Origin of the sequence: Loktanella sp. D2R18, assembly GCF_003318235.1 — a bacterium.
Lineage (GTDB): Bacteria > Pseudomonadota > Alphaproteobacteria > Rhodobacterales > Rhodobacteraceae > Yoonia.
In genome coordinates this window covers 269,000-288,138 of record NZ_QOCG01000006.1, presented here as the reverse complement: position 1 = coordinate 288,138, position 19,139 = coordinate 269,000, and the positions used below count along the sequence as shown (strand labels likewise).

General features: G+C 54.9%; 23 protein-coding genes. 10 read left to right on the top strand and 13 right to left on the bottom strand.

Annotation, left to right across the window (positions count from 1 at the left end; translation table 11 throughout):
• Positions 1-14 precede the first annotated feature (14 nt).
• Together DS901_RS04175 and DS901_RS04170 are read right to left on the bottom strand one after the other, a co-directional pair.
• Positions 15-287: a succinate dehydrogenase assembly factor 2 gene (locus DS901_RS04175; RefSeq protein WP_113775662.1), complete on the bottom strand. Its 273-nt coding sequence runs from the start codon at positions 285-287 to the stop codon at positions 15-17.
• On the bottom strand, positions 284-679 hold the full coding sequence (locus tag DS901_RS04170) for a helix-turn-helix domain-containing protein (protein WP_113775661.1): 396 nt from the start codon (positions 677-679) through the stop codon (positions 284-286). Before DS901_RS04170 ends, DS901_RS04175 begins: the two co-directional genes overlap by 4 nt.
• Positions 680-761: 82 nt before the next feature.
• On the opposite strand from DS901_RS04170, the gene DS901_RS04165 reads away from it, so the two are divergent.
• Positions 762-1,964, top strand: coding sequence for a pyridoxal phosphate-dependent aminotransferase (locus DS901_RS04165; RefSeq protein WP_113775807.1), 1,203 nt, complete (start codon positions 762-764; stop codon positions 1,962-1,964).
• Positions 1,961-2,365 carry a hypothetical protein gene (locus DS901_RS04160; RefSeq protein ID WP_113775660.1) on the top strand — a complete coding sequence of 135 codons (405 nt, stop codon included), beginning with the start codon at positions 1,961-1,963 and terminating at the stop codon, positions 2,363-2,365. Before DS901_RS04165 ends, DS901_RS04160 begins: the two co-directional genes overlap by 4 nt.
• Here DS901_RS04160 and DS901_RS04155 read toward each other — a convergent pair.
• From DS901_RS04155 to DS901_RS04140, 4 genes are all read right to left on the bottom strand, one after another.
• A complete protein-coding gene (locus DS901_RS04155; RefSeq protein WP_113775659.1) occupies positions 2,362-3,309 on the bottom strand; it encodes a 2-hydroxyacid dehydrogenase in 948 nt (315 codons plus the stop codon). The genes DS901_RS04160 and DS901_RS04155 overlap by 4 nt on opposite strands.
• Positions 3,306-3,644, bottom strand: coding sequence for a tRNA-binding protein (locus DS901_RS04150; protein WP_113775658.1), 339 nt, complete (start codon positions 3,642-3,644; stop codon positions 3,306-3,308). The genes DS901_RS04155 and DS901_RS04150 overlap by 4 nt, the downstream gene beginning before the upstream one ends.
• Positions 3,637-4,452, bottom strand: a complete 816-nt coding sequence (gene proC, locus DS901_RS04145) for a pyrroline-5-carboxylate reductase (protein ID WP_113775806.1) — start codon at positions 4,450-4,452, stop codon at positions 3,637-3,639. The genes DS901_RS04150 and proC overlap by 8 nt, the downstream gene beginning before the upstream one ends.
• Before the next feature lie 76 nt (positions 4,453-4,528).
• Positions 4,529-5,032, bottom strand: coding sequence for a YbjN domain-containing protein (locus tag DS901_RS04140; RefSeq protein ID WP_113775657.1), 504 nt, complete (start codon positions 5,030-5,032; stop codon positions 4,529-4,531).
• 205 nt (positions 5,033-5,237) lie between these two features.
• Between DS901_RS04140 and DS901_RS04135 the strand changes: the two genes are divergently transcribed.
• From DS901_RS04135 to DS901_RS04125, 3 genes are all read left to right on the top strand, one after another.
• Positions 5,238-6,521, top strand: coding sequence for a hypothetical protein (locus DS901_RS04135; protein WP_113775656.1), 1,284 nt, complete (start codon positions 5,238-5,240; stop codon positions 6,519-6,521).
• 84 nt (positions 6,522-6,605) lie between these two features.
• A complete protein-coding gene (locus DS901_RS04130; protein WP_113775655.1) occupies positions 6,606-7,637 on the top strand; it encodes a M42 family metallopeptidase in 1,032 nt (343 codons plus the stop codon).
• Between the two features lie 132 nt (positions 7,638-7,769).
• Positions 7,770-8,816 carry a hypothetical protein gene (locus tag DS901_RS04125; protein WP_147249847.1) on the top strand — a complete coding sequence of 349 codons (1,047 nt, stop codon included), beginning with the start codon at positions 7,770-7,772 and terminating at the stop codon, positions 8,814-8,816.
• 391 nt (positions 8,817-9,207) lie between these two features.
• On the opposite strand, the gene DS901_RS04120 is transcribed toward DS901_RS04125, so the two are convergent.
• Both DS901_RS04120 and DS901_RS04115 read right to left on the bottom strand, forming a co-directional pair.
• Positions 9,208-9,561, bottom strand: a complete 354-nt coding sequence (locus DS901_RS04120) for a hypothetical protein (RefSeq protein WP_113775653.1) — start codon at positions 9,559-9,561, stop codon at positions 9,208-9,210.
• Positions 9,562-9,622: 61 nt separating this feature from the next.
• Positions 9,623-9,868 (bottom strand): accessory factor UbiK family protein, encoded by a 246-nt coding sequence (locus tag DS901_RS04115; RefSeq protein WP_113775652.1) that lies wholly within the window; start codon positions 9,866-9,868, stop codon positions 9,623-9,625.
• 103 nt (positions 9,869-9,971) lie between these two features.
• Here DS901_RS04115 and lgt point away from each other — a divergent pair, with 103 nt between their 5' ends.
• From lgt to DS901_RS04095, 4 genes are all read left to right on the top strand, one after another.
• Positions 9,972-10,850, top strand: coding sequence for a prolipoprotein diacylglyceryl transferase (gene lgt, locus DS901_RS04110; RefSeq protein WP_113775651.1), 879 nt, complete (start codon positions 9,972-9,974; stop codon positions 10,848-10,850).
• Positions 10,847-11,905 (top strand): class I SAM-dependent methyltransferase, encoded by a 1,059-nt coding sequence (locus tag DS901_RS04105; protein ID WP_404932332.1) that lies wholly within the window; start codon positions 10,847-10,849, stop codon positions 11,903-11,905. Before lgt ends, DS901_RS04105 begins: the two co-directional genes overlap by 4 nt.
• Positions 11,902-12,657, top strand: coding sequence for a peptidoglycan editing factor PgeF (pgeF, locus tag DS901_RS04100; protein WP_113775650.1), 756 nt, complete (start codon positions 11,902-11,904; stop codon positions 12,655-12,657). Before DS901_RS04105 ends, pgeF begins: the two co-directional genes overlap by 4 nt.
• Positions 12,658-12,957: 300 nt before the next feature.
• Positions 12,958-13,740, top strand: coding sequence for a Hint domain-containing protein (locus tag DS901_RS04095; protein ID WP_113775804.1), 783 nt, complete (start codon positions 12,958-12,960; stop codon positions 13,738-13,740).
• Here DS901_RS04095 and DS901_RS04090 read toward each other — a convergent pair.
• Positions 13,723-15,075 carry an MATE family efflux transporter gene (locus tag DS901_RS04090; RefSeq protein ID WP_113775649.1) on the bottom strand — a complete coding sequence of 451 codons (1,353 nt, stop codon included), beginning with the start codon at positions 15,073-15,075 and terminating at the stop codon, positions 13,723-13,725. The genes DS901_RS04095 and DS901_RS04090 overlap by 18 nt on opposite strands.
• Before the next feature lie 87 nt (positions 15,076-15,162).
• Here DS901_RS04090 and DS901_RS04085 point away from each other — a divergent pair, with 87 nt between their 5' ends.
• The gene (locus DS901_RS04085) at positions 15,163-15,813 is read left to right on the top strand and encodes a DUF2461 domain-containing protein (RefSeq protein WP_113775648.1); all 651 of its coding nucleotides are present in this window, start codon (positions 15,163-15,165) and stop codon (positions 15,811-15,813) included.
• A gap of 22 nt (positions 15,814-15,835) precedes the next feature.
• Here DS901_RS04085 and DS901_RS04080 read toward each other — a convergent pair whose 3' ends face one another.
• The 4 genes from DS901_RS04080 to DS901_RS04065 all read right to left on the bottom strand — a co-directional run bounded on the left by DS901_RS04080 (position 15,836) and on the right by DS901_RS04065 (position 19,069).
• Positions 15,836-17,446 (bottom strand): SDR family oxidoreductase, encoded by a 1,611-nt coding sequence (locus tag DS901_RS04080; protein WP_113775647.1) that lies wholly within the window; start codon positions 17,444-17,446, stop codon positions 15,836-15,838.
• Positions 17,443-18,099 (bottom strand): hypothetical protein, encoded by a 657-nt coding sequence (locus DS901_RS04075; protein ID WP_147249846.1) that lies wholly within the window; start codon positions 18,097-18,099, stop codon positions 17,443-17,445. Before DS901_RS04075 ends, DS901_RS04080 begins: the two co-directional genes overlap by 4 nt.
• Before the next feature lie 43 nt (positions 18,100-18,142).
• On the bottom strand, positions 18,143-18,550 hold the full coding sequence (locus DS901_RS04070) for a thiol-disulfide oxidoreductase DCC family protein (RefSeq protein ID WP_113775645.1): 408 nt from the start codon (positions 18,548-18,550) through the stop codon (positions 18,143-18,145).
• Between the two features lie 78 nt (positions 18,551-18,628).
• Positions 18,629-19,069 carry an acyl-CoA thioesterase gene (locus DS901_RS04065; protein WP_113775644.1) on the bottom strand — a complete coding sequence of 147 codons (441 nt, stop codon included), beginning with the start codon at positions 19,067-19,069 and terminating at the stop codon, positions 18,629-18,631.
• Positions 19,070-19,139: the final 70 nt, after the last annotated feature.

Sequence of the window (19,139 nt, the reverse complement as noted above, 5' to 3'; positions counted from 1 at the left end):
CGGCGGGCGTGACTTTATGCAGGGCGTGTCACCCCATGCGCGCCTTTGGTGATCTGTGCGATCAGCGCGGAGTAGGATTCAGGCACAGGAAATTGCCCGCCGATCCAGCCATAGATGTCGTGATCATTCTCGGCCAATAACGCGTCATACAGGGCCAATTCGGAATCATCCATTTCGCTCAAATGCACGTCCGAAAATGCGGATAGGATCAGATCCATTTCCTTAATGCCGCGCCGCATGGACCGCATCCGCATCCGTTTGATCATGGCCTCACGTGTTTCGGTCATGGCTGTTCCTTAATCGCTGTACGCAGTCGTTTTTCGAGCTGCCCCAGCTTTTTCGCGGATTGGCTCATTTGCGAGCGTAAAAGGCGTATTTCAGACAAAAGGTCGATCAGGTCAGACGATATCAGCGTTGCGTCTTCGGGGGCATCGGGGCCTTCGCCTTCGCCCGTCAGAAGCCAGCTAAGCGACACCCCCAGCAAACCTGAAAGCATCTGCAAGCGGTTTGCGCGGGGTTCTTTGGTGTCATTTTCCCAGCCTTCAATCACCGAAGTTTTTACGCCCAACCGGCTGGCCAATGTCTTTTGCTTGAGCCCCGCCGCCTCGCGTGCACCCGCAAGACGATCCCCAAATGTTGCCGCTTCTTCACCGAACCAATCGTCATTTACGTCTGTCATTTGCAATATCCTTGTTGCTTGCGCTCATAGGTTGCCCCATCCTATGACAGGCATAACAGCAAATTACCACCGGATGACCACTATGACCTTTCTTTCAGCGACTCTTGACCGTGTGAAGCCGTCACCGACAATCGCCGTCACCACCAAAGCCGCCGAACTCAAAGCGGCTGGGCGCGATGTTATCGGGCTGGGCGCCGGTGAGCCGGATTTTGACACCCCACAAAACATCAAAGACGCAGGCATTGCCGCGATTGATAATGGCAAAACAAAATACACAGCCGTCGACGGCATCCCTGAGCTGAAGCAAGCGATTTGCGCAAAATTTGTCCGCGACAATGACCTGACATATACCCCCGCCCAAGTGACCGTCGGCACGGGTGGGAAACAAGTGCTTTACAACGCGTTCATGGCCACGCTGAACCCCGGTGATGAGGTGATCATCCCTGCCCCCTATTGGGTTAGCTACCCCGATATGGTGCTGCTTGCAGGCGGCGAACCGGTCACGGTTGCGGCATCGCTGGAAACCAAATTTAAAATCACCCCAAAACAGCTAGAGGCCGCAATAACCCCCAAGACCAAATGGTTCTTGTTCAATTCGCCCTCAAACCCCACAGGCGCTGGCTATTCATGGGATGAGCTGAAAGCGCTTACAGATGTCTTGGTCCGCCACCCGCATGTCTGGGTGATGACCGATGATATGTATGAACATCTGGCCTATGGTGATTTCAAATTCTGCACGCCTGCACAGGTCGAACCGAGCCTCTATGACCGCACATTGACCGTCAACGGCGTTTCCAAAGCCTATGCGATGACGGGCTGGCGTATTGGCTACGCCGCCGGACCAGAGCCATTGATCAAGGCCATGCGCAAGGTACAATCGCAGTCCACCTCAAACCCCTGTTCCATCAGCCAATATGCGGCGGTCGAGGCGTTGAATGGAACCCAAGATTTCCTTGCGCCCAATAATGATATGTTCGTGCGCCGGCGTGATCTGGTTGTTGATATGCTCAATGCCGCGCCCGGCATTGTCTGCCCCAAACCCGAGGGCGCGTTTTATGTCTACCCGTCGATCGCGGATTGCATCGGCAAGACCACCGCTGCTGGCACCGTGATCGAAAATGACGAGGTCTTTGCAACGGCCCTTCTTGAAGAAACCGGCGTTGCGGTTGTGTTTGGCGCGGCCTTTGGCCTGTCTCCGAACTTCCGGGTCAGCTACGCCACATCAGACGAAGCCCTGACCGAGGCCTGCACCCGCATCCAAAATTTCTGCAAAGGGCTTACATGAACGATCTGCCGCCATACTATTTTCGGGTCCGCGATAACGGCGCGGCTGTGTTTCGGCTTGATACCGCAAACCGGCAACGCCGGATTGAGATGGAGCAGATCGCGGTCGTGAATACCAATCGCGGCGATTACAAAGCGCATGGCGACTATCATTTGACCGCCGAAGACAGCGCGGCGATTGACGACTGGCTGGCAAAGCGCCGCGCGTTGCTCGCCGCACGCGACATGGATTATATCCATCGCACGATTGATCAAATGAACATTGCAACGCAATGGGCACAGTCAAAAGCCAGTGACGATCAGCTTGAGGCCGTCACTGATCGGTTCTTGCTAGCGATGCATGATCTGCGCAGCGTGCTGGTGCGCAAAAAAGCGGATCGCCTCAAAAAGCCCGGCGATTAAACCGCCTGTGGCAAGGGCCGACCTTCGTCCCATGCGATAATATTATCAAGCGCCATTTGGCCCATTGCTTCGCGCACTTCCAACGCGGCCGTACCAAGATGCGGCAACAGCACCACGTTTTCCATCGCACGAAACGCATCAGGAACGGTGGGTTCGTTGGCAAACACATCAAGCCCCGCACCTGCGACCTGCCCCGCTTGCAGCGCCGCGATCAGTGCCGGTTCATCCACCACATCGCCGCGCGCAATATTGATGAAAATGCCGCGCGGTTTCATCTGGGCGAGCAAACCCGCATTGATCATGCTCGCATTACCGCCGCCGCCTGGCACGGTCACTACAACGATATCCGCCCGCGTCATCAACGTAGCAAGGCTATCCACCTGCTGCGCCGGGAAATCAACGGTCTTTTCTGAGCGGTTAAAATAGATCACAGGCATCTCAAACCCAAAATGGCAGCGCTTTGCCACCGCCTGCCCAATACGGCCCATTCCGACGATGCCAACGGTCTTTCCGGTGACATGCGTGCCTAGCATCTGGGTCGGCGCCCAGCCCTCCCATTTATCGGCGCGCACAAGCCGCTCACCTTCGCCCGCGCGGCGACAGGTCGAGAGGATCAGGGTCATGCCGATATCGGCGGTGGCATCGGTGACCACATCAGGTGTGTTCGACAGCGCGACGCCCGCAGCCTTGGCCGCATCTGCATCAATATGATTATAGCCCACACCAAAATTAGCCAGCACGCCGCAGCGTAATGCGCCGTCAAACGCGGGGGCGCTAAAATCATCGCCCAATGTTGTCAGGATCGCGTCATAAGTTTTTAACGCCGCGTTGGCCTCGGCCGTGGTCATGCCTTTGGGGTCATCACGCAGGGTCACATCATAGCGCGCCCTAGCCGCAGCAATCGTGGCTTGCGGAAACACGCGGGTCAGCAGTAGCTTTTTCAATGTAATCTTCCCCCAACAGGAACATTTTGATCCGGCCCAACCAAGACAACCGCGCCATTGTTATCGGGCATACCCAACACAAGAACCTCGGACATGAATTTACCGATCTGACGCGGCGGGAAATTCACCACGGCCAAGACCTGTTTCCCAACCAAGGCTTCGGGCGTGTAATGCACCGTGATTTGCGCCGATGTTTTCTTTTCGCCGATGTCGCCGCCAAAATCGATCCAAAGCTTGATGGCAGGTTTGCGGGCCTCTGGATAGGGTTCGGCGCGCAGAACAGTGCCGACACGCACATCGACTTTTAGAAAATCGTCAAAGCTGATCTCATCCACGGCTCAATTCCTTTGACCGATCCGCAGCCGCCGACACAGCGCGCTGTAACAACGCTGGAAAACCAGCGTCTTTATCCATCAAGACCTCAAGCGCGGCTTGGGTCGTTCCATTGGGTGATGTGACGTTGACGCGCAACTGGGCCGGGTCTTCGTCCGCCGTTTCAGCCAATTCGCCTGCGCCGCCAACGGTTGCTTTGGCCAATGCCATCGCCAGATCAGCAGGCAATCCTTGGGATACACCCGCTGCAGCCAGCGTTTCGATCAGATGGAATACATAGGCGGGGCCGGAACCTGACACGGCGGTCACCGCATCCATTTGGTCTTCGCTGTCAAGGCGCACAACTTGGCCAACAGCGGCAAGCAAAGCCTCGGCCATATCCATATCGGCACTACCCGTGGCCGCATTACCGATCAACGCCGTAATCCCGCGCCCAATTGCAGCGGGCGTGTTTGGCATCGCGCGGATAATTGGGGTGTTGTCGCCCAGCATGTGTTCGAACATCTTTAGTGGCGTACCCGCTGCGACGGATATGACCAATGTCGCGCCGCCGCCCAATGATGTGACATCTGGCAGCGCCTCGGCCATCATCTGCGGTTTAACAGCGACCACAACAATCGCAGGGGATTCCGGCAGGTCTGCGCCGATATTCACGCCTTGCATTTTCAACCAGTCTGACGGGTTCGGGTCGATCACCCAAACTGACGCAGCGGGCAATCCATTGCGCAACCAACCCGCAAGCATGGCCGAGCCCATCTTGCCACATCCCAAAAGAACAAGGCCGCGCTTTGCGACGTCATGCATATCCATCATCTGTACCTAACTGTTTGATTGGCACAAGATTACGCAAAGCGGCGCAGACGTGAAACCCCCAAACGCGCCAGACTTAGGCGCGCCCGTAGGCCCCACCAATGGCAATCTGCACCGCCTCTGCGGGGGTGTTATCCGCCCATGTGACCAGTTGAATGGCTGGATAATACTGTTCGCAGGCATTCACAGCAGCGTTAATCATCGTATCGATTTGATCGGGGCCAGCCACCTGATCGCCCGCGAGCATCAAACCATAGCGATAAACCATTAGTTTTTGCTCGTCCCACCATGTAAACGATCCGGCCCAACAACGATCATTGATCGTGTTCAAGGTCTCGTAAAGCACTGGCAAGCGATCCGTCGGCGGTTCCATATCATAGGTACAAATCAAGCGCAGCGTTTCATCATAGGCGGACCAAGCAAGCGTGATGGAATAGTTGCGCCACTGGCCTTTGACCAACATTGCAATTTGGTCATCATGGACGCGATCGAACTCCCATTGGTGATGCTCTGCAATATGTTCCACCAGATCAATCGGGTGGGCATCTTCGGCCTCAAGATAGTGCTCGGAAAGTGCCATTGTGCCTGCCTCGCTACGTTGGCGCAAAGGTAATGGCAGTCACCTAGCGCTATGTACCTACTCAAGGGGCTGTGTTGTTCATGTTTATCCCCCACTACATATCGTTGCAGCGGATTCAGATTCTGTAAAGGAGATTTTCGGGGATAAGTCGGGGCGCACACGTAATTGTTGTGGATAACAAGACTAAAGTATGCATTCTTAGGTCATGCAACATGCACCCAAACAAGCATATCATGCCAACGCGGCGCCAAACAAAGCGCCGGCAATGACACGGTCGCATCCGGGCAGTGTTTCTCTTCGTGCACTGGCAGATAGTTCGAAGACCAGTGCCGCCACCCAAAAGCTACAAGCTTTACAACAACGTTCAAATCAAAGCAGTATTATTCAGCGGCGCATTAATATCCGCGGAGACGAACGGAGCTTCGATTCTTATGGAGGCAACGCAACTAAGGCGTTGGTCAAAGAAATCGATGAAAGCGGCGTAGCCATCAAACGCGGCTGGAAATCCGAACTACGAGAGATGGCGAAAAGCAGGGTACTCAATAAATTTCCATCGTTAAATGGACTTATCGCAGAGCTTGTTAAGGTGTACCCCCCGCAAACACAAAATGGGCCGTACGGACGCCCGAATTTTTCGCAACGCGCATATAACCTCGCCAAAATTTCAGCGTCGCTGTCTTATCGCGTGGACCTTTTGGATATTGCGCTTGCCGCCAACGATTTAGCATTACCACACCGCATGTCATTCCGCGACATCCGCGAAAGCACACGGCGTTTTGCCGAAAACCAAGAGGATGACGGCGACCTCACACGCTGGACTGAGCGTCTGATCGACGGCACCCTTGCGCGAATAGAACAGTCAACCAACGCATTCGCTGATATCAAATCGGATAGAACTCTCAAGGCTGTATATAAAAAGAAGGCGCAATACATGCGCGATGCGCACTTGTCGGTTAGCAACGCCAAAGCCGCGCGCGACGAACTGATAAAAGCGACGAAGGCAAACGACGACCCTCGAAAAAATGCAGCGATCAAAGAGTTTCTAAAGGCGTTCAATGAAATTCATGGTAACATTCCTGATGTCGGACAGCACACGGCGGTTAATGTTGTTGTTAGCAGTGCGGCACATCTTCACACGCAAGAGAGACAAGGGCGATCACGCACCCGGACCGCCCACCATTCCCAAGAACGCGAACTTACGCCCGGATCTAGGGCTGTACGCGATATGTCGCCGCATCGCCTTGGCCGCGGTATCGCGTTCGACAGTACCGGGCAATCAATCGTCGAGACGAGCGGAAGGCTTTTCACCGATAGCCAACTCAGTCGTGACAGCCAGAAGAAACTCAGGAGACATGCTTACAAGAAAACAAATGTCACGAAAAAGCGTCTAGACGCTGATAGCAAAAAGCGAAAACGCGATTCTTCGTTTGATCCCTCTCAAAGTTCGAGACCATTCAAAAGACGACGCAATATCAATTCTTCGAGCTAATCGCTCCTCATTACGTCGGAACCTCTCAGACGCAGTTGCAAATCGGAAAATTGGCCTTAGGGTTGCCAAAACCTAGGAGCCCCCATGAATACCGACCTACTCAAACGTCTATGTGAAACCTCTGGTGTGCCTGGCAACGAAGACCGGGTGCGTGACCTGATTACATCTGAAATCGACGGGCTGTTTGATGAAATAACGGTTGACCCGATGGGCTCGCTTTTGTGCAAACGCAGCGCAAGCGGCACGGACCCGCTGAAAATCATGCTGCTGTGCCACATGGATGAAATCGGCTTTTTGGTCAGCCATATCGACAAGAACGGCTATCTTTACCTGCAGCCTGTGGGCGGGTTTGACCCGCGCAATCTGTTTTCGCGCCGCGTTTTGGTGTGCACCGACGACGGCGACTATAAGGGCGTGATGAACCCGGGCGGCAAGCCCGTCCACATCGCCTCGCCCGAGGACCGCAAGAAAATCCCCGCCGTGGGTGAATTTTTCGTCGATCTGGGCATGGGTGCCAAGGCGCATGATGTGGTGAAGGTTGGCGATTTTGTCGTGATGGATGAACCGTTCTTGGAAATGGGCGATAAATTCGTGTCCAAGGCGCTTGATAACCGGATTGCCTGCTGGCTGGGTATCGAAGCGATCCGCCAGCTGGGTGACAAAGGCCGCAGCGCCGAAATCCACGTCGCCTTTACCTGCCAAGAAGAGGTCGGCCTGCGCGGCGCACGCACGGCATCTTTTGCAATCAAACCCGATATCGGGCTTGGCATCGACACTACGCTTGCTTGCGACACGCCCGGCATCCCTGAAAAAGACGCAACAACCCTGCAAGGCAAAGGGTTCGGCCTACATATCCGCGATAGTTCTTTCATCGCAGACAAAGCCTTGGTCAAAGAAATCGAAGCTTTGGCCGTAAAAAATAACATCCCCTACCAGCGCACCATGCTTGCCGCAGGTGGCCAAGACGGCGCCGCCGCACAGCAAGCCGCCGCAGGCGCACGCGCGGTCGGGATCGTGGTTGGGACACGTTATATCCACACCGTGACCGAGATGATCGAAAAAGACGACCTCCAAGCCGCATTGGATATTTTGGTGGCTTATTTGTCAGAATACTAAGTTAGGTGGCGAACTGGAACGCGGGCTAGAGCAGTAGGGTTCTCCTGACTTGATTTTTCATCAAGGCGGGCGCACAACACACTGGTCGGCCTTCCTTTTTTTGGGAAGGCCTTTTTAATAGGACGATATAATATGAAACAATTTTTATGTACTTTACCACTCATGGTCTTGGCGCAAACAGCGGCTGCGGAAATCGTTGTGCCGACATATGAATGCCAAGAAAAAGAAGCCGTACAAGTCGCGGATAGCACCTTAAACGCATACAATGATGAACTGATGCTTAGCGAATATGGTCGACCGACGGATGATCATGTCGTCTTGGTGACGCAGCTTGATGCGGCGGTGTGGATGACACTGCCCGAAGTAGAAACATTTTGTGCCACGCCTGAGTATGTCACGGCAATGCAATGCGGCCCTGATGGTGATCTATATCCCTTGCAAATCGTTGCCGGCGACATCACAAAAATGGCAGAACTTGGCATTGATCGGTTTGCGCCAGCAGACGGGCAACGCATATCCGTTGACCCAACCGGAAGCGGGCGCTGGACAGCCGAAACTGATGCGCAACTCGATGAGATATGCGTAGAACAAGACATAATCGCGTTAACGAAATACTTTTGCAACGCAGAAGGCGAAATTCAGACCTTTGTTCAGAACGGAACAAAAGGCCAATTGGAAGCATGGAACTATGCACCTGACATGCCGGATAATGCCACAGGCCTATATTATGACACCCAGGGCCTGATCACGTGGTCAATTTTGTCCCCTCTCGAAATGGCCGTACTTTGCGAAGTTAGCGTTGCGCCAGAAGCCTATGACGGAAATTGGAACATCACGGTCGCCGATTTTGATGGTGGGTCCTGCCCCGCCGAAGTCATGGCCCAAGCGCAAGCGCAGATGGCAACAGGAACTGTCACCCGTAACATTACTTGGCCGTCCCCGTGGTCGCCAACACCATTGCTTGATGACAGCAACGCAATGGGTGGATCATGGCGCAAGGGTGCAGATAGCTGGCATGTCACAATGGTTGACATCCAACAGTCAGGCGCCAACGTCCGGGTGTCGTCAACACTTGATGTGATCAACCCAGAGCAGATCGAATACATGTTGGTTGTTGATATTCCACAGATGAATTGTCGCGCGGAAATAAACGCAACCGCGCAATGGGTATCCGAGTAACCCCGATAAAACGATAAATCCGCCCTTACTTAATCAGTGAGGGCGGGTAACGCTTTGATCGAAAAGATTGCCCCCCTAAAGATCAAGAATGACATTCCTGACCAGCGGATCATACTCGCACCACGCGCGCACGTCGTCGGAATTTTGGTTGGCACCCGCTAGTACGTCACAGTCACTGAGATGATCGATAAAGACGATCTACAAGCAGCATTGGATATGCTGGTCGCTTCCTAATCCTTTGCCAAGCCCAGCAACAGGCAACATACTGATAATAATGCAAATTTCTGTCAAATGGCCATTGACTAAGGACCAGGAAAGCACTGTTAAGTCAGTTGTGCGCAAAGAACATAGATTAAAGTTCGCCTACTCACATTTCATTCAACATATTCATCTATTGGAACATGGCAAATGTAACCACAAATTGCCAAACAAACGATATGGTAGCCGTTAAAATCATTGCGAGCGTCCAGCCAAGCTTTCTGCGGACACCGCAAGAAAAAGCACAGACCCAAGCAATAAACCCGCCGATTACGCAAAAGAAGTATATATAAAGAAACCAGCCCTGCTCTTGGTAAAAGACGACATGTCCCGAACCACTTTTCAGTCCAGTCATTACAGAATGGACAAGCCAGATACCCAGATTAAAAACTGTATCGAACGCGGGTAAAAATATGGCTGCTAAACCCAAAAACCTTAGAATCGTCGCCTTCAGATTCTGAGGCTTTTCATCAATATTATCTGACATTTTTCGTTCACAAATTTTTCTTGACGATCAAATCGTTCTCGCGAGCGCCAATACCCGCAGCCTAAGAAGACTTCCCTTCAAGCGTTGCAATCCGCGCTGCCAGTGCTTCGTTTTCTTCACGGGCTTTTTGGGCCATGGCGCGCACTGCGTCGAATTCTTCGCGTGTCACAAAATCGCGGTCAGCAAGCCACCGGTCCATCATCGATGACATCGCGGTTGATGCCTCATCCTTAGCCCCTTGGGCGACGCCCATAGCGTTTGTCATCAACTGGCTAATATCATCAAGCATTTTATTCTTAGATTGCATCGTCTTCTCCGATCAAGTTGCATCCTATATGGGGCCTGAACAGCCCGTGATCAAGCACCCAAGCTGGTTGACTTCGTCGCAGCCGCGTTAGAGGAATAGCCCCATGTTCGCAGCAATTCCTTTTCCCGATATCGGGCCCGAAATCGTCTCGGTCACTTTGTTTGGCCGCACCTTAGCGCTGCGTTGGTACGCGATGGGCTATATCGTCGGTATTTTCTTAGGCTGGCAGCTGATCAAATACGCGCTGCGCCGCGCCGATATTTGGCGCAACGATCCCCCCATGCAGACCAGCCAGCTAGAAGACCTGCTGACCTATATTGTGGTCGGCGTGATCGCAGGCGGGCGGCTTGGGTATGTGTTGTTTTACAAGCCCAGCGATTTCATCGCCCATCCGCTTGATATCATCAAAATTTGGGAAGGCGGGTTATCATTTCACGGCGGTTTCTTGGGTGTCATCGTTGCGGTTTACCTGTTCAGCCGCCGCAATAAGATTGCCCTTTCAGAACTGGCCGACATCATCGCAGTCGCCGCCACCCCGGCCATTTTGCTGGTGCGCTGCGCGAATTTCGTCAATGCGGAACTTTGGGGCCGCCCGACCGATTTGCCGTGGGGGGTGATCTTTCCGGGGCAAGCTGCGCAATCATGCGCGACGCTCCTCGCGGATTGCGCACGCCACCCATCGCAGATTTATGAGGCCGGGCTTGAAGGCTTGCTGCTTGGCACCGTTTTGATGTTTTTGGCCTTCCGCTTTGGCGCGCTCAAGAAACCTTGGCTTTTGACGGGCGTGTTTTTCGCAGGCTACGGTATGGCACGGTTTCTGGTCGAATTCGTGCGTCAGCCAGACGCACAATTCCAAAGCGTCGGCAATGAATTGGGGCTCGCGTTCCATTACAACGGATGGGGGCTGACGATGGGGCAGACATTGACCCTGCCAATGATCGTCATCGGACTTGCTCTTGTGGTGCGGGCCCGCAGGTCGTGACCCCGCTTGGCACGCAGATGATTGCCCGGATCGGGCGTAGCGGACCGATCACATTGGCCGACTATATGGCTGATTGCCTGATGCACCCTGACCACGGTTATTACGCAACCCGCGACCCGTTTGGCGCAACTGGCGATTTCACCACCGCCCCTGAGATTAGCCAAATGTTTGGCGAATTAATCGGGCTGTCGCTGGCACAAAGCTGGCTGGATCAGGGCGCGCCAACGCCAATCACCTTGGCCGAGCTTGGCCCCGGACGCGGTACATTGATGGCCGATATCTTGCGGGCGACGAAATCGGTGCCCGGCTTTCACGCGGCGCTCACGGTGCATTTTGTTGAAACTTCGCCCGTGCTGCGCAAAGCACAAGCTGCCGCCGTCGCGGATGCCACTTGGCACAATGATGTGACCACCCTGCCCGATCAGCCGCTTTGGTTGGTCGCAAATGAATTCTTTGACGCGTTGCCTATCCGGCAATTTGTCCGCGATGCGGATGGATGGCGCGAACGGATGGTTGGTGTGGCTGATGACGCGCTGACGCTTGGGCTGTCCGCTGCGGCGCCGATTGATCTGCTTGACCACCGGTTGGCCGATACCAAAGCGGGCGATTTGGTCGAGCATTGCCCCGCACTGTCAGGTATCGTGCAACAAACCGCGGATAAGATCGCACGTTTTGGCGGTGCCGGGCTGATCATCGACTACGGGGACTGGCAGTCGCTGGGCGATACGCTGCAAGCGCTCTCGGCGCATGAAATGGTCGATCCGCTGGAGCAACCCGGCCAAGCTGATCTGACCACCCATGTCGATTTCGCTGCAATTGCGGCCCATGCAGCCCCCGCCAAATACAGCCGCCTCACGCCACAAGGCGTCTTTCTAGAACGGCTGGGGATTACGCAACGCGCCCAAAGATTGGCGCAGAAGCTACAAGGCGACGCGCGTGACGCGCATATCAAAGCACATCGGCGCTTGACCCACCCTAGCGAAATGGGCGACCTTTTCAAAATTATCGCCCTTTACCCAGCCACTGCAACACCACCCCCCGGATTAGAACCATGACGCTTGATATCATCACCAGTCCTGATCTTGATGGGGTGACCCACGGCTTTTTTGGTCGCAAAGGTGGCGCATCGTCGGGCGTGTTTGCAGGGCTAAACTGCGGTTACGGGAGTTCAGACCAGCATGAGGTCGTCAACATCAACCGCGCCCGGGTCGCGGATGCAATGGCGCTCGATCCGACACAAATGGTTGGGGTGCACCAAGTGCATTCAGCCGATGTTGTTGCGGTCGAAGCCCCCCTTGACCCACAGCCCAAAGCCGACGCGCTTGTCACCGCCACCCCAAATGTCGGCCTGTCGATCCTGACCGCTGATTGCCAACCCGTGCTATTCGCAGATCGCAAGGCAGGCGTTATCGGCGCTGCCCATGCAGGTTGGAAAGGCGCGTTGAACGGCGTCCTAGAAAACACCGTCGCATACATGGAAACCCTTGGCGCGCGGGCCAAAGATATTACGGCAGTGATCGGCCCCTGCATTAGCCAACGTGCGTATGAGGTCGGGCCGGAATTCATGGATCAATTCCTCGCGAAAGACCCAAAATTTGATCGGTTTTTTGTCGCTGGTGAAGGCGACCGAGTGCACTTTGATCTGCCCGGTTTTGGGCTTCATAAATTGCAGGAATCCGGAGTCAGCACCGCGCGCTGGACGCACAATTGCACCTATACAGATCCCGAACGTTTCTTCAGCTATCGGCGCAGCGTACATCAAAAAGAAGCTGATTATGGCCGGTTAATTGCGACAATCCGGCTGTAGCCAAGCGGATTATTCACGACTACGCCGTAAAAATGCCCATTTTACAACCAATGCTGATAGGCGCAGGGTCGCACGGGCTGCCCCGCGCAACCTAGGAGCATCTTGATGGAGCAACGCTGGCGAAGGGCTATATGCGGCAAACCTAGCACTTTCACTCGCACGTCGCAGGCGGAAAACGGCCAAAAAAAATCAAAACTTTTGACAATTTAGCCGCTAAAGACTTTGAATGAGATAGGAAATTAACCAGTCAGCAGAGCAGCTTGGCTTGCGAAAGCGATTTTGAAAATGATGGGCACGCAAATGAAGACATCCTCTGACACGGAGGCAGACACAACGGTTCAGACGCCTCGGGCATCAGGGGCTTCGACGGCACGCCGTGGATTGCAGCATCAAAACAAAACGCCCACGCGCAAATATGAAATCATCTATCGGAATGCCGCAGGTGAAATTGTTGAAATGGCGCGCGTAGCTCCCGCGCAGCCGACATTTGAAAACGCATTTGGCGCGCTTGGGCGTGGGGCAATGGTTTCGACCGATAATGGCCCGATGACCGTCGAAGACCTATTACCGGGAGATCGCATTCGGCTTGCCAATGGCGAGCTTGAAACGTTGCTATGGCGCGGATCAATGGTGATACGTCCCGACGATCCAAATATAAATTCGGAACATAGCTGCCTGATCCGCATCACTGCCGAGGCGCTTGGGCCAACCCGCCCGATGCCTGATCTTGTCCTTGGGCCAACGGCACATCTGTTGCATCGCGCAGCTGGCGTGCGGACCCTGACCGGTAAGCGCGCCGCCTTTATCCCAGCCCGTGATTTTGTCGATGGCAACCAGTTTATTGCGCTGCGCCCGACAATTCCCGTGCAGGTCTATCAGCTTGGCTTTGACCGGCAAGAAAGCCTACTGGTCAATGGAATCGAGATTGAAAGCCTGCACCCGGGTACATTTTTCGGACTGGGGCTGCGTGGCGACATGCTTACACAATATCTGGCGCTCTTCCCGCATAAGCGAGATTTGCAGGATTTTGGTGAAATGCGAAACCCGCGCTTGCGAATGCGCGACTTAGAATTGCTTGGGTAGACGCATCCAGAACCGCAAGTTCAGCAAGACAGAGGCCACCGCGAGCCCCACAACCAGTCCAAACCATAGACCAATTGCGCCATAGCCGAACCAGAACGCCAAAACATAGCTGGTTGGCAGACCGATCATCCAATAGCTGACCGTCGCCATCACCATCGGCACCGCCGTGTCTTGGACCCCGCGTAACAGCCCCAGTGCCATCACCTGTGCGCCGTCAACAATTTGGAACAAGGCGGCGACAAAGACCATCTGCACACCGACTGACAACAGCAAGCCTCGTGCGGGTTCTTCTGGATCAATAAACAGGCTCACCAAAAATTCAGGAAACAGCATAAACAGCGCGGATGTCGCAAGCGCAAAGATCCCCGACATGGCGCTCGCGGCAATGCCGCCCCGGCGCAACCCAATACGGTCTTTGCGGCCCAGCGCGCGGCCCGCACGCACGGTCGCCGCTTGGCTAAATCCGATGTGCACCATGAACGTCAGGCTTGCCAATTGGATCGCGATCCCATGCGCGGCCAGTTCAATCGCGCCAATCCAGCCCATCATCACAGCACTTGCGCTAAACAGCCCACCTTCGGCCAAAGAGGTCAGCCCGATAGGCCAGCCAAGCATAAAGACCCGGTTCAAAATTTCGCGGTCGCTGCGCCAAAAATTCTTGAAAAGTTGAAACTGCGGCAAGACACGCAGCGTGTAGCCTACCAAGACCAGCATCGACACGATCGTAACCGTCACCGATGCAATCGCGGCCCCGCGGATCCCCAATTCTGGCGCGCCCCAATTGCCAAAGATCAGCGCATAATTGACGAAAATATTCAGCACCGCCGCACCAATCGTCGCCCACAGCAAGATCGCCGTATGCTCAAGCGCCGAAAGAAATGATTTCAACGTCATCACGATCAGCGCCGGGATCATCTGCCAAATTGTGATCTGTAGATAGAAATGCGCAAGCTGTGCCACATCCGCATCTTGGCCAATGGCGATCAAAATATCTTCGGCCCACAAAAACGGCAGGGTCACGCACAGCCCGTAGAATATGGACAGCCAAAGCCCCATACGCGTGACACGGCGCACTTGGGTTTCGTCATCCTCTTCCGCCGCTAGGGCCACCAATGGCGTCACCGCTTGGGCAAAGCCCGCGCCGACGATGAACACCACAAACAGCAGCGTCCCCGCAATCGTCGATGCCGCAAGCGCCGTCACATCATACCAGCCCAGCATGATCGTATCGGTCATATGGATTGCGAATTGCGCGACGTGACTTAGAATCAATGGCATGCCCAATTTGGCAATCGCTTTGACATGTTCCGGGTATGATTGGGTTTGGTGTTTCATTTGCAAATGCTTAGGGGGGATTTGACACCCCGTCCATAGACATCGGCAGCTGCGCCATGACAAGATCGTTGCAAGCAGGAGAATACAATGGGAAACGACATCCAAACACTGGTCAGCGACGCGCAACGGTTTTATGCCCGGCTTGCCGCAAACAACACGCGCGACTGGTGGAATGACAACCGAACCACCTACGATGACCGTCTGAAACCCGGTGCGCTTGCACTTCTTGATGAATTGATCACACCTCTGACAGAGCTTGTGGCCACCCCCGTCAAACCCAAACTTTTTCGTCCCCACCGCGACGTGCGCTTTTCCAAAGACAAAACGCCTTACAACGCTCACCTGCATATGATGTGGCAAATCCAGTCAGACGCCCCGCAAAACCCGGTATTTTTCTTCGGCATCGGGACCGATTATGTCAGCGCGGGCGCCGGGTTGATGGGGTTTGAAAAACCAATGCTCACCAACTGGCGCGAAATGCTTGATCTGGATACCAAACGGATGCTGGGTGTTCTTGAAGGGCTAGAGAAAAGCGGATTTGAATTCCGTGAACCCGCGCTGAAACGAGTGCCATCACCCTATGACAAAGACCACCCTGCCGCGCATTTCCTGCGGATGAAGGGTATCGTTGGCAGCCGGCCGGTGCCCGCAGATGCCCCCCTTGTGCCAACGCTAAGCGACACATTCGCGGCACTTTGGCCGCTAAACGCCTTGTTGATTTCAATCGCCGAAGCTTGACCGCGGTGGATCAAGATCCACCCTACGCCCCGTCACGCGCGAGCCAGCCCCGGTAATGAACGACCGGAGCGCCGGTAAAGGGCGCATGAAGCGCCACGTCAAAATGAAACCGCCCGTCTTTTTCATATTCATGCGACACGCTTTTGGGCAGTGCAAACCCCGGTAACGGGATCAGCCCGATACGCCCGGCAGTCACGGGGAAATGCAGCTGACCATCCGCCACATGCAGCCCAAGCGTAAATTTGAACGGTCCAAACCGTTCGGTTAGCGTATTTTTGTGCTGTCGCAGGTATGATCGGAACTTTTGCCCGTCAAAGTCGCGCTCCCACCGTTCACCGCCATTGAAAGGCGTCATCGTGACCGTTACCGGAATATCGGCGGCGTCGGCTGGAAACCGAAACAACGCACCAAACAGCCGGGACAAGACAGATTTTCCGCGCGTCACCGATCCGCGCCCAACCCACCGTCTTGGCCCGTAGACATCGTGTAAGTCGCGCACCTGCACCGGTAACGTTTCATAGTCTGCCTTCAGGTGGCGGGCGAACAACGGGTGGATATCTTCGGTCACGCATTCGGTTGTGACCGCAAGATCAGACATTCCCTGCGCGATCGCATCTATCGGCATAATGGCCACGGCAGGCCTTGCCCCCTGCAGGATCGCATCGATATCGCGCAAGACGACACGCGCAGCCACTGCCGGGATAAATGGCCCCTCCCCATCCGTGGCGACCAGACGCCAAATACGGCGCTGCCAGCCGTCATCCGTTTGCACGGTCACGGCCACGGACATCCCGCCTTCGTCCGTGCCAAAGCGGTACAGCAGCTTGGCGAGCCAAAGCAAAAGGCTGACCAACCAGCCCGGAATTGGAAAGCGCCAGAACCCGCGCAGCCATGAAAACACGGCCAGTGACCAGTTCATGACGCCGAGTTCCAACCCCGCGCGAAACAAGACTGATCGTGCGCCAAAAGCGTCCGCAAACAAACGGTGATCAGGGACTTCGATCATCCATCCGGGGCGCACGATCCCTTGGCCGATGTGAAACTTTGCTGGGCGTGACCAACTGCGCATCGGGACCTTTGCGCCATCAATCGGCACGTCAAAATCGACCCCACATTGGTGCAAAATACTCGCGACAACTGACCGCCCGCGCGGCGCGCGGTTACCCGGTAAGATCGCGGTGCTGATCGTGTCGATCTGCGCGGCCCCGGCCAGCGCCGCCACCGCCGCCGAAGAAATCGCAGGCACGCTGGACACACCTGAAAGGGCGAATACCCCCGCCGCTTTTGCCTCTGTATCCAGAGCCGTAATCCCCGCGCAAAACGCAGGATCATCGGCCAGATCAAGGTAATGCACCCCCTGTACAATGCAGGCCCGCGCAAAGGCATACGGATCGTCACCATAAGCATGAAATGGCCCGGCCGCATCCACGACAGCATCGGGGTTCGCGGCCCAAAGCGGGGCAAGATCACCGCCGCGGTCGACGACCAGTGGCGTTGCGCCAAATTGCGCGGCAAGTTCTGTAGCCTTTTCCAATGACCGCCCGGCGACAACCACTTCATGCCCATCGCGTGTCAGCAGATCGACCAATTTAGCGCCGAACACGCCGTAGCCACCTAAGACGATAATTTTCATGGGGTTTCACCAACGGGTTGCGCAACGACGCGGCACTTACGCAGGCCAAAACGGCGCGTCAGCTTGGCGGCCTTTAGTGCCTGAACAAGCGCATCGCTCATAAAAAATATGTCCAACAAGCTTGGATCAATCCATAGACCGACACCCTCCAAGGCTGATTTATTGACGGCCGTGTCACCATCGGAAAGTGTAAAATTCAGCCTCCAATATCCGTTTGGTTTAGGGTTCCGCAGAGCAGAAGCGACCCTCACATCCGGCGTTTCATCAGGTTCAAACACGTTTTTCACCTCACCAAAGGCGAGGTGAAAATAATCTCCCTCAACCCGCGTTTTTTTGTCGTACTGAAAAATTTCAACCGGATATAATGCAGTTTGCCCTAGGTCGAACTGGCACAACACGTCCGCGCACGCCGCTGAAACAACCCAAAAGCCGCCTGCCAAGAAAATATCGGGCAGTTTTTTGATATGAACATCCCGGTATTCCCCATGAAGGCGCTTTGGAAAGCGATCTGCCGGCATCGGCTTGCCTTTCCTGCTATTCTCCATGGTTTCGATAATGGGATCGGGGTCGGTTTTAAGCTCATCACAAGTAATCGCTTTGACCAAGGTCGAGTCACTCATCGCGCGACTGACCCAAACGGTTTCTTTTTTCATCAAATTCATCTTTCAAATATCCGCGTTGATAGCGGCGGAAATCTCATGACAACAACCTCGCGCGAAATTTCGGATCGGGCAAGGCGCACATGTCGCCGCGTCCGAACATAGCGTAGCGATTGCGCGCAACCCGGGCATACAGCCAATTGCGGATCGGGCGCGGGATTATCCAGAGCACGGCAAACAAATGCCCAAGCCCACCCGAACGCTGGCCAACACGGATCAACGCATCAAAATCGCGCCACACCCTGCCATTTTCGATAAATAACCAAGTATCCGGGTCCAAAGGGTCCAACCCATTGTCGCGCATCAATGCCGCCCCGGTTTCAGATTGGATCGGGGCGATCTTAATCTCGCCGGTGCGGTCCAATAGGTGGATCATCCGCGCGCCCCAACTGCACAATGTGCAAGAGGCGTCCATGACGGCGATGGGATGATCTTGGGCTGTCATACTGCATCCACTTCACGCAACTTATGGGATGCATTGGCCAAGGGTGCAATGGGCCACAATAGCGCGGGCGCCCTGCCCTTAGATCGCATCCGCCGGGATCTGACGCGGCGATCCGTTATCATCCAACGCCACAAAAACAAATTCGGCCTCGGTGACCTTTGCGCCGGTTTTCCCATAGCGCCCCCGTGCCCAGACATCGACATGCACTTTCATCGAGGTACGGCCAACATGCGTCAGGTTCGCATAAAGCGTGACCTCATCGCCGACCTTTACTGGGCGCAAGAAATGCATGCCCTCAACGGCAACCGTGGCGCTTCGCCCTTGCGACACACGCCCCGCCAGATTGCCTGCCGCCAAATCCATCTGCGACATGATCCAGCCCCCGAAAATATCGCCCGCAGGGTTGGTATCCGCAGGCATCGCAATCGTGCGAATAACAAGCACGCCATCGTCTTGCTGACGACCATGCGAGGCGCGACCTTTGGCCTGTTCAAGCGTGATTTTCATGTCGATGGTCATTTGTGTGGCCTTTTAGGTTGGAATGAAAACAGTAGTAAGAATTCGCTTGGATAATCACAATGCTACTAAG

Excerpts from the sequence above, each read along its gene's own strand:
- DS901_RS04075 (WP_147249846.1), bottom strand. The coding sequence starts at position 18,099 with ATGAAAAAAGAAACCGTTTGGGTCAGTCGCGCGATGAGTGACTCGACC.
- DS901_RS04085 (WP_113775648.1), top strand. The coding sequence starts at position 15,163 with ATGGGAAACGACATCCAAACACTGGTCAGCGACGCGCAACGGTTTTAT.
- DS901_RS04080 (WP_113775647.1), bottom strand. The coding sequence starts at position 17,446 with ATGAAAATTATCGTCTTAGGTGGCTACGGCGTGTTCGGCGCTAAATTG.
- DS901_RS04065 (WP_113775644.1), bottom strand. The coding sequence starts at position 19,069 with ATGACCATCGACATGAAAATCACGCTTGAACAGGCCAAAGGTCGCGCC.
- DS901_RS04170 (WP_113775661.1), bottom strand. The coding sequence starts at position 679 with ATGACAGACGTAAATGACGATTGGTTCGGTGAAGAAGCGGCAACATTT.
- lgt (WP_113775651.1), top strand. The coding sequence starts at position 9,972 with ATGTTCGCAGCAATTCCTTTTCCCGATATCGGGCCCGAAATCGTCTCG.
- DS901_RS04125 (WP_147249847.1), top strand. The coding sequence starts at position 7,770 with ATGAAACAATTTTTATGTACTTTACCACTCATGGTCTTGGCGCAAACA.
- DS901_RS04165 (WP_113775807.1), top strand. The coding sequence starts at position 762 with ATGACCTTTCTTTCAGCGACTCTTGACCGTGTGAAGCCGTCACCGACA.
- proC (WP_113775806.1), bottom strand. The coding sequence starts at position 4,452 with ATGGATATGCATGACGTCGCAAAGCGCGGCCTTGTTCTTTTGGGATGT.
- DS901_RS04140 (WP_113775657.1), bottom strand. The coding sequence starts at position 5,032 with ATGGCACTTTCCGAGCACTATCTTGAGGCCGAAGATGCCCACCCGATT.
- DS901_RS04175 (WP_113775662.1), bottom strand. The coding sequence starts at position 287 with ATGACCGAAACACGTGAGGCCATGATCAAACGGATGCGGATGCGGTCC.
- DS901_RS04130 (WP_113775655.1), top strand. The coding sequence starts at position 6,606 with ATGAATACCGACCTACTCAAACGTCTATGTGAAACCTCTGGTGTGCCT.
- DS901_RS04090 (WP_113775649.1), bottom strand. The coding sequence starts at position 15,075 with ATGAAACACCAAACCCAATCATACCCGGAACATGTCAAAGCGATTGCC.
- DS901_RS04160 (WP_113775660.1), top strand. The coding sequence starts at position 1,961 with ATGAACGATCTGCCGCCATACTATTTTCGGGTCCGCGATAACGGCGCG.
- DS901_RS04070 (WP_113775645.1), bottom strand. The coding sequence starts at position 18,550 with ATGACAGCCCAAGATCATCCCATCGCCGTCATGGACGCCTCTTGCACA.
- pgeF (WP_113775650.1), top strand. The coding sequence starts at position 11,902 with ATGACGCTTGATATCATCACCAGTCCTGATCTTGATGGGGTGACCCAC.
- DS901_RS04095 (WP_113775804.1), top strand. The coding sequence starts at position 12,958 with ATGAAGACATCCTCTGACACGGAGGCAGACACAACGGTTCAGACGCCT.
- DS901_RS04135 (WP_113775656.1), top strand. The coding sequence starts at position 5,238 with ATGCAACATGCACCCAAACAAGCATATCATGCCAACGCGGCGCCAAAC.
- DS901_RS04120 (WP_113775653.1), bottom strand. The coding sequence starts at position 9,561 with ATGTCAGATAATATTGATGAAAAGCCTCAGAATCTGAAGGCGACGATT.
- DS901_RS04115 (WP_113775652.1), bottom strand. The coding sequence starts at position 9,868 with ATGCAATCTAAGAATAAAATGCTTGATGATATTAGCCAGTTGATGACA.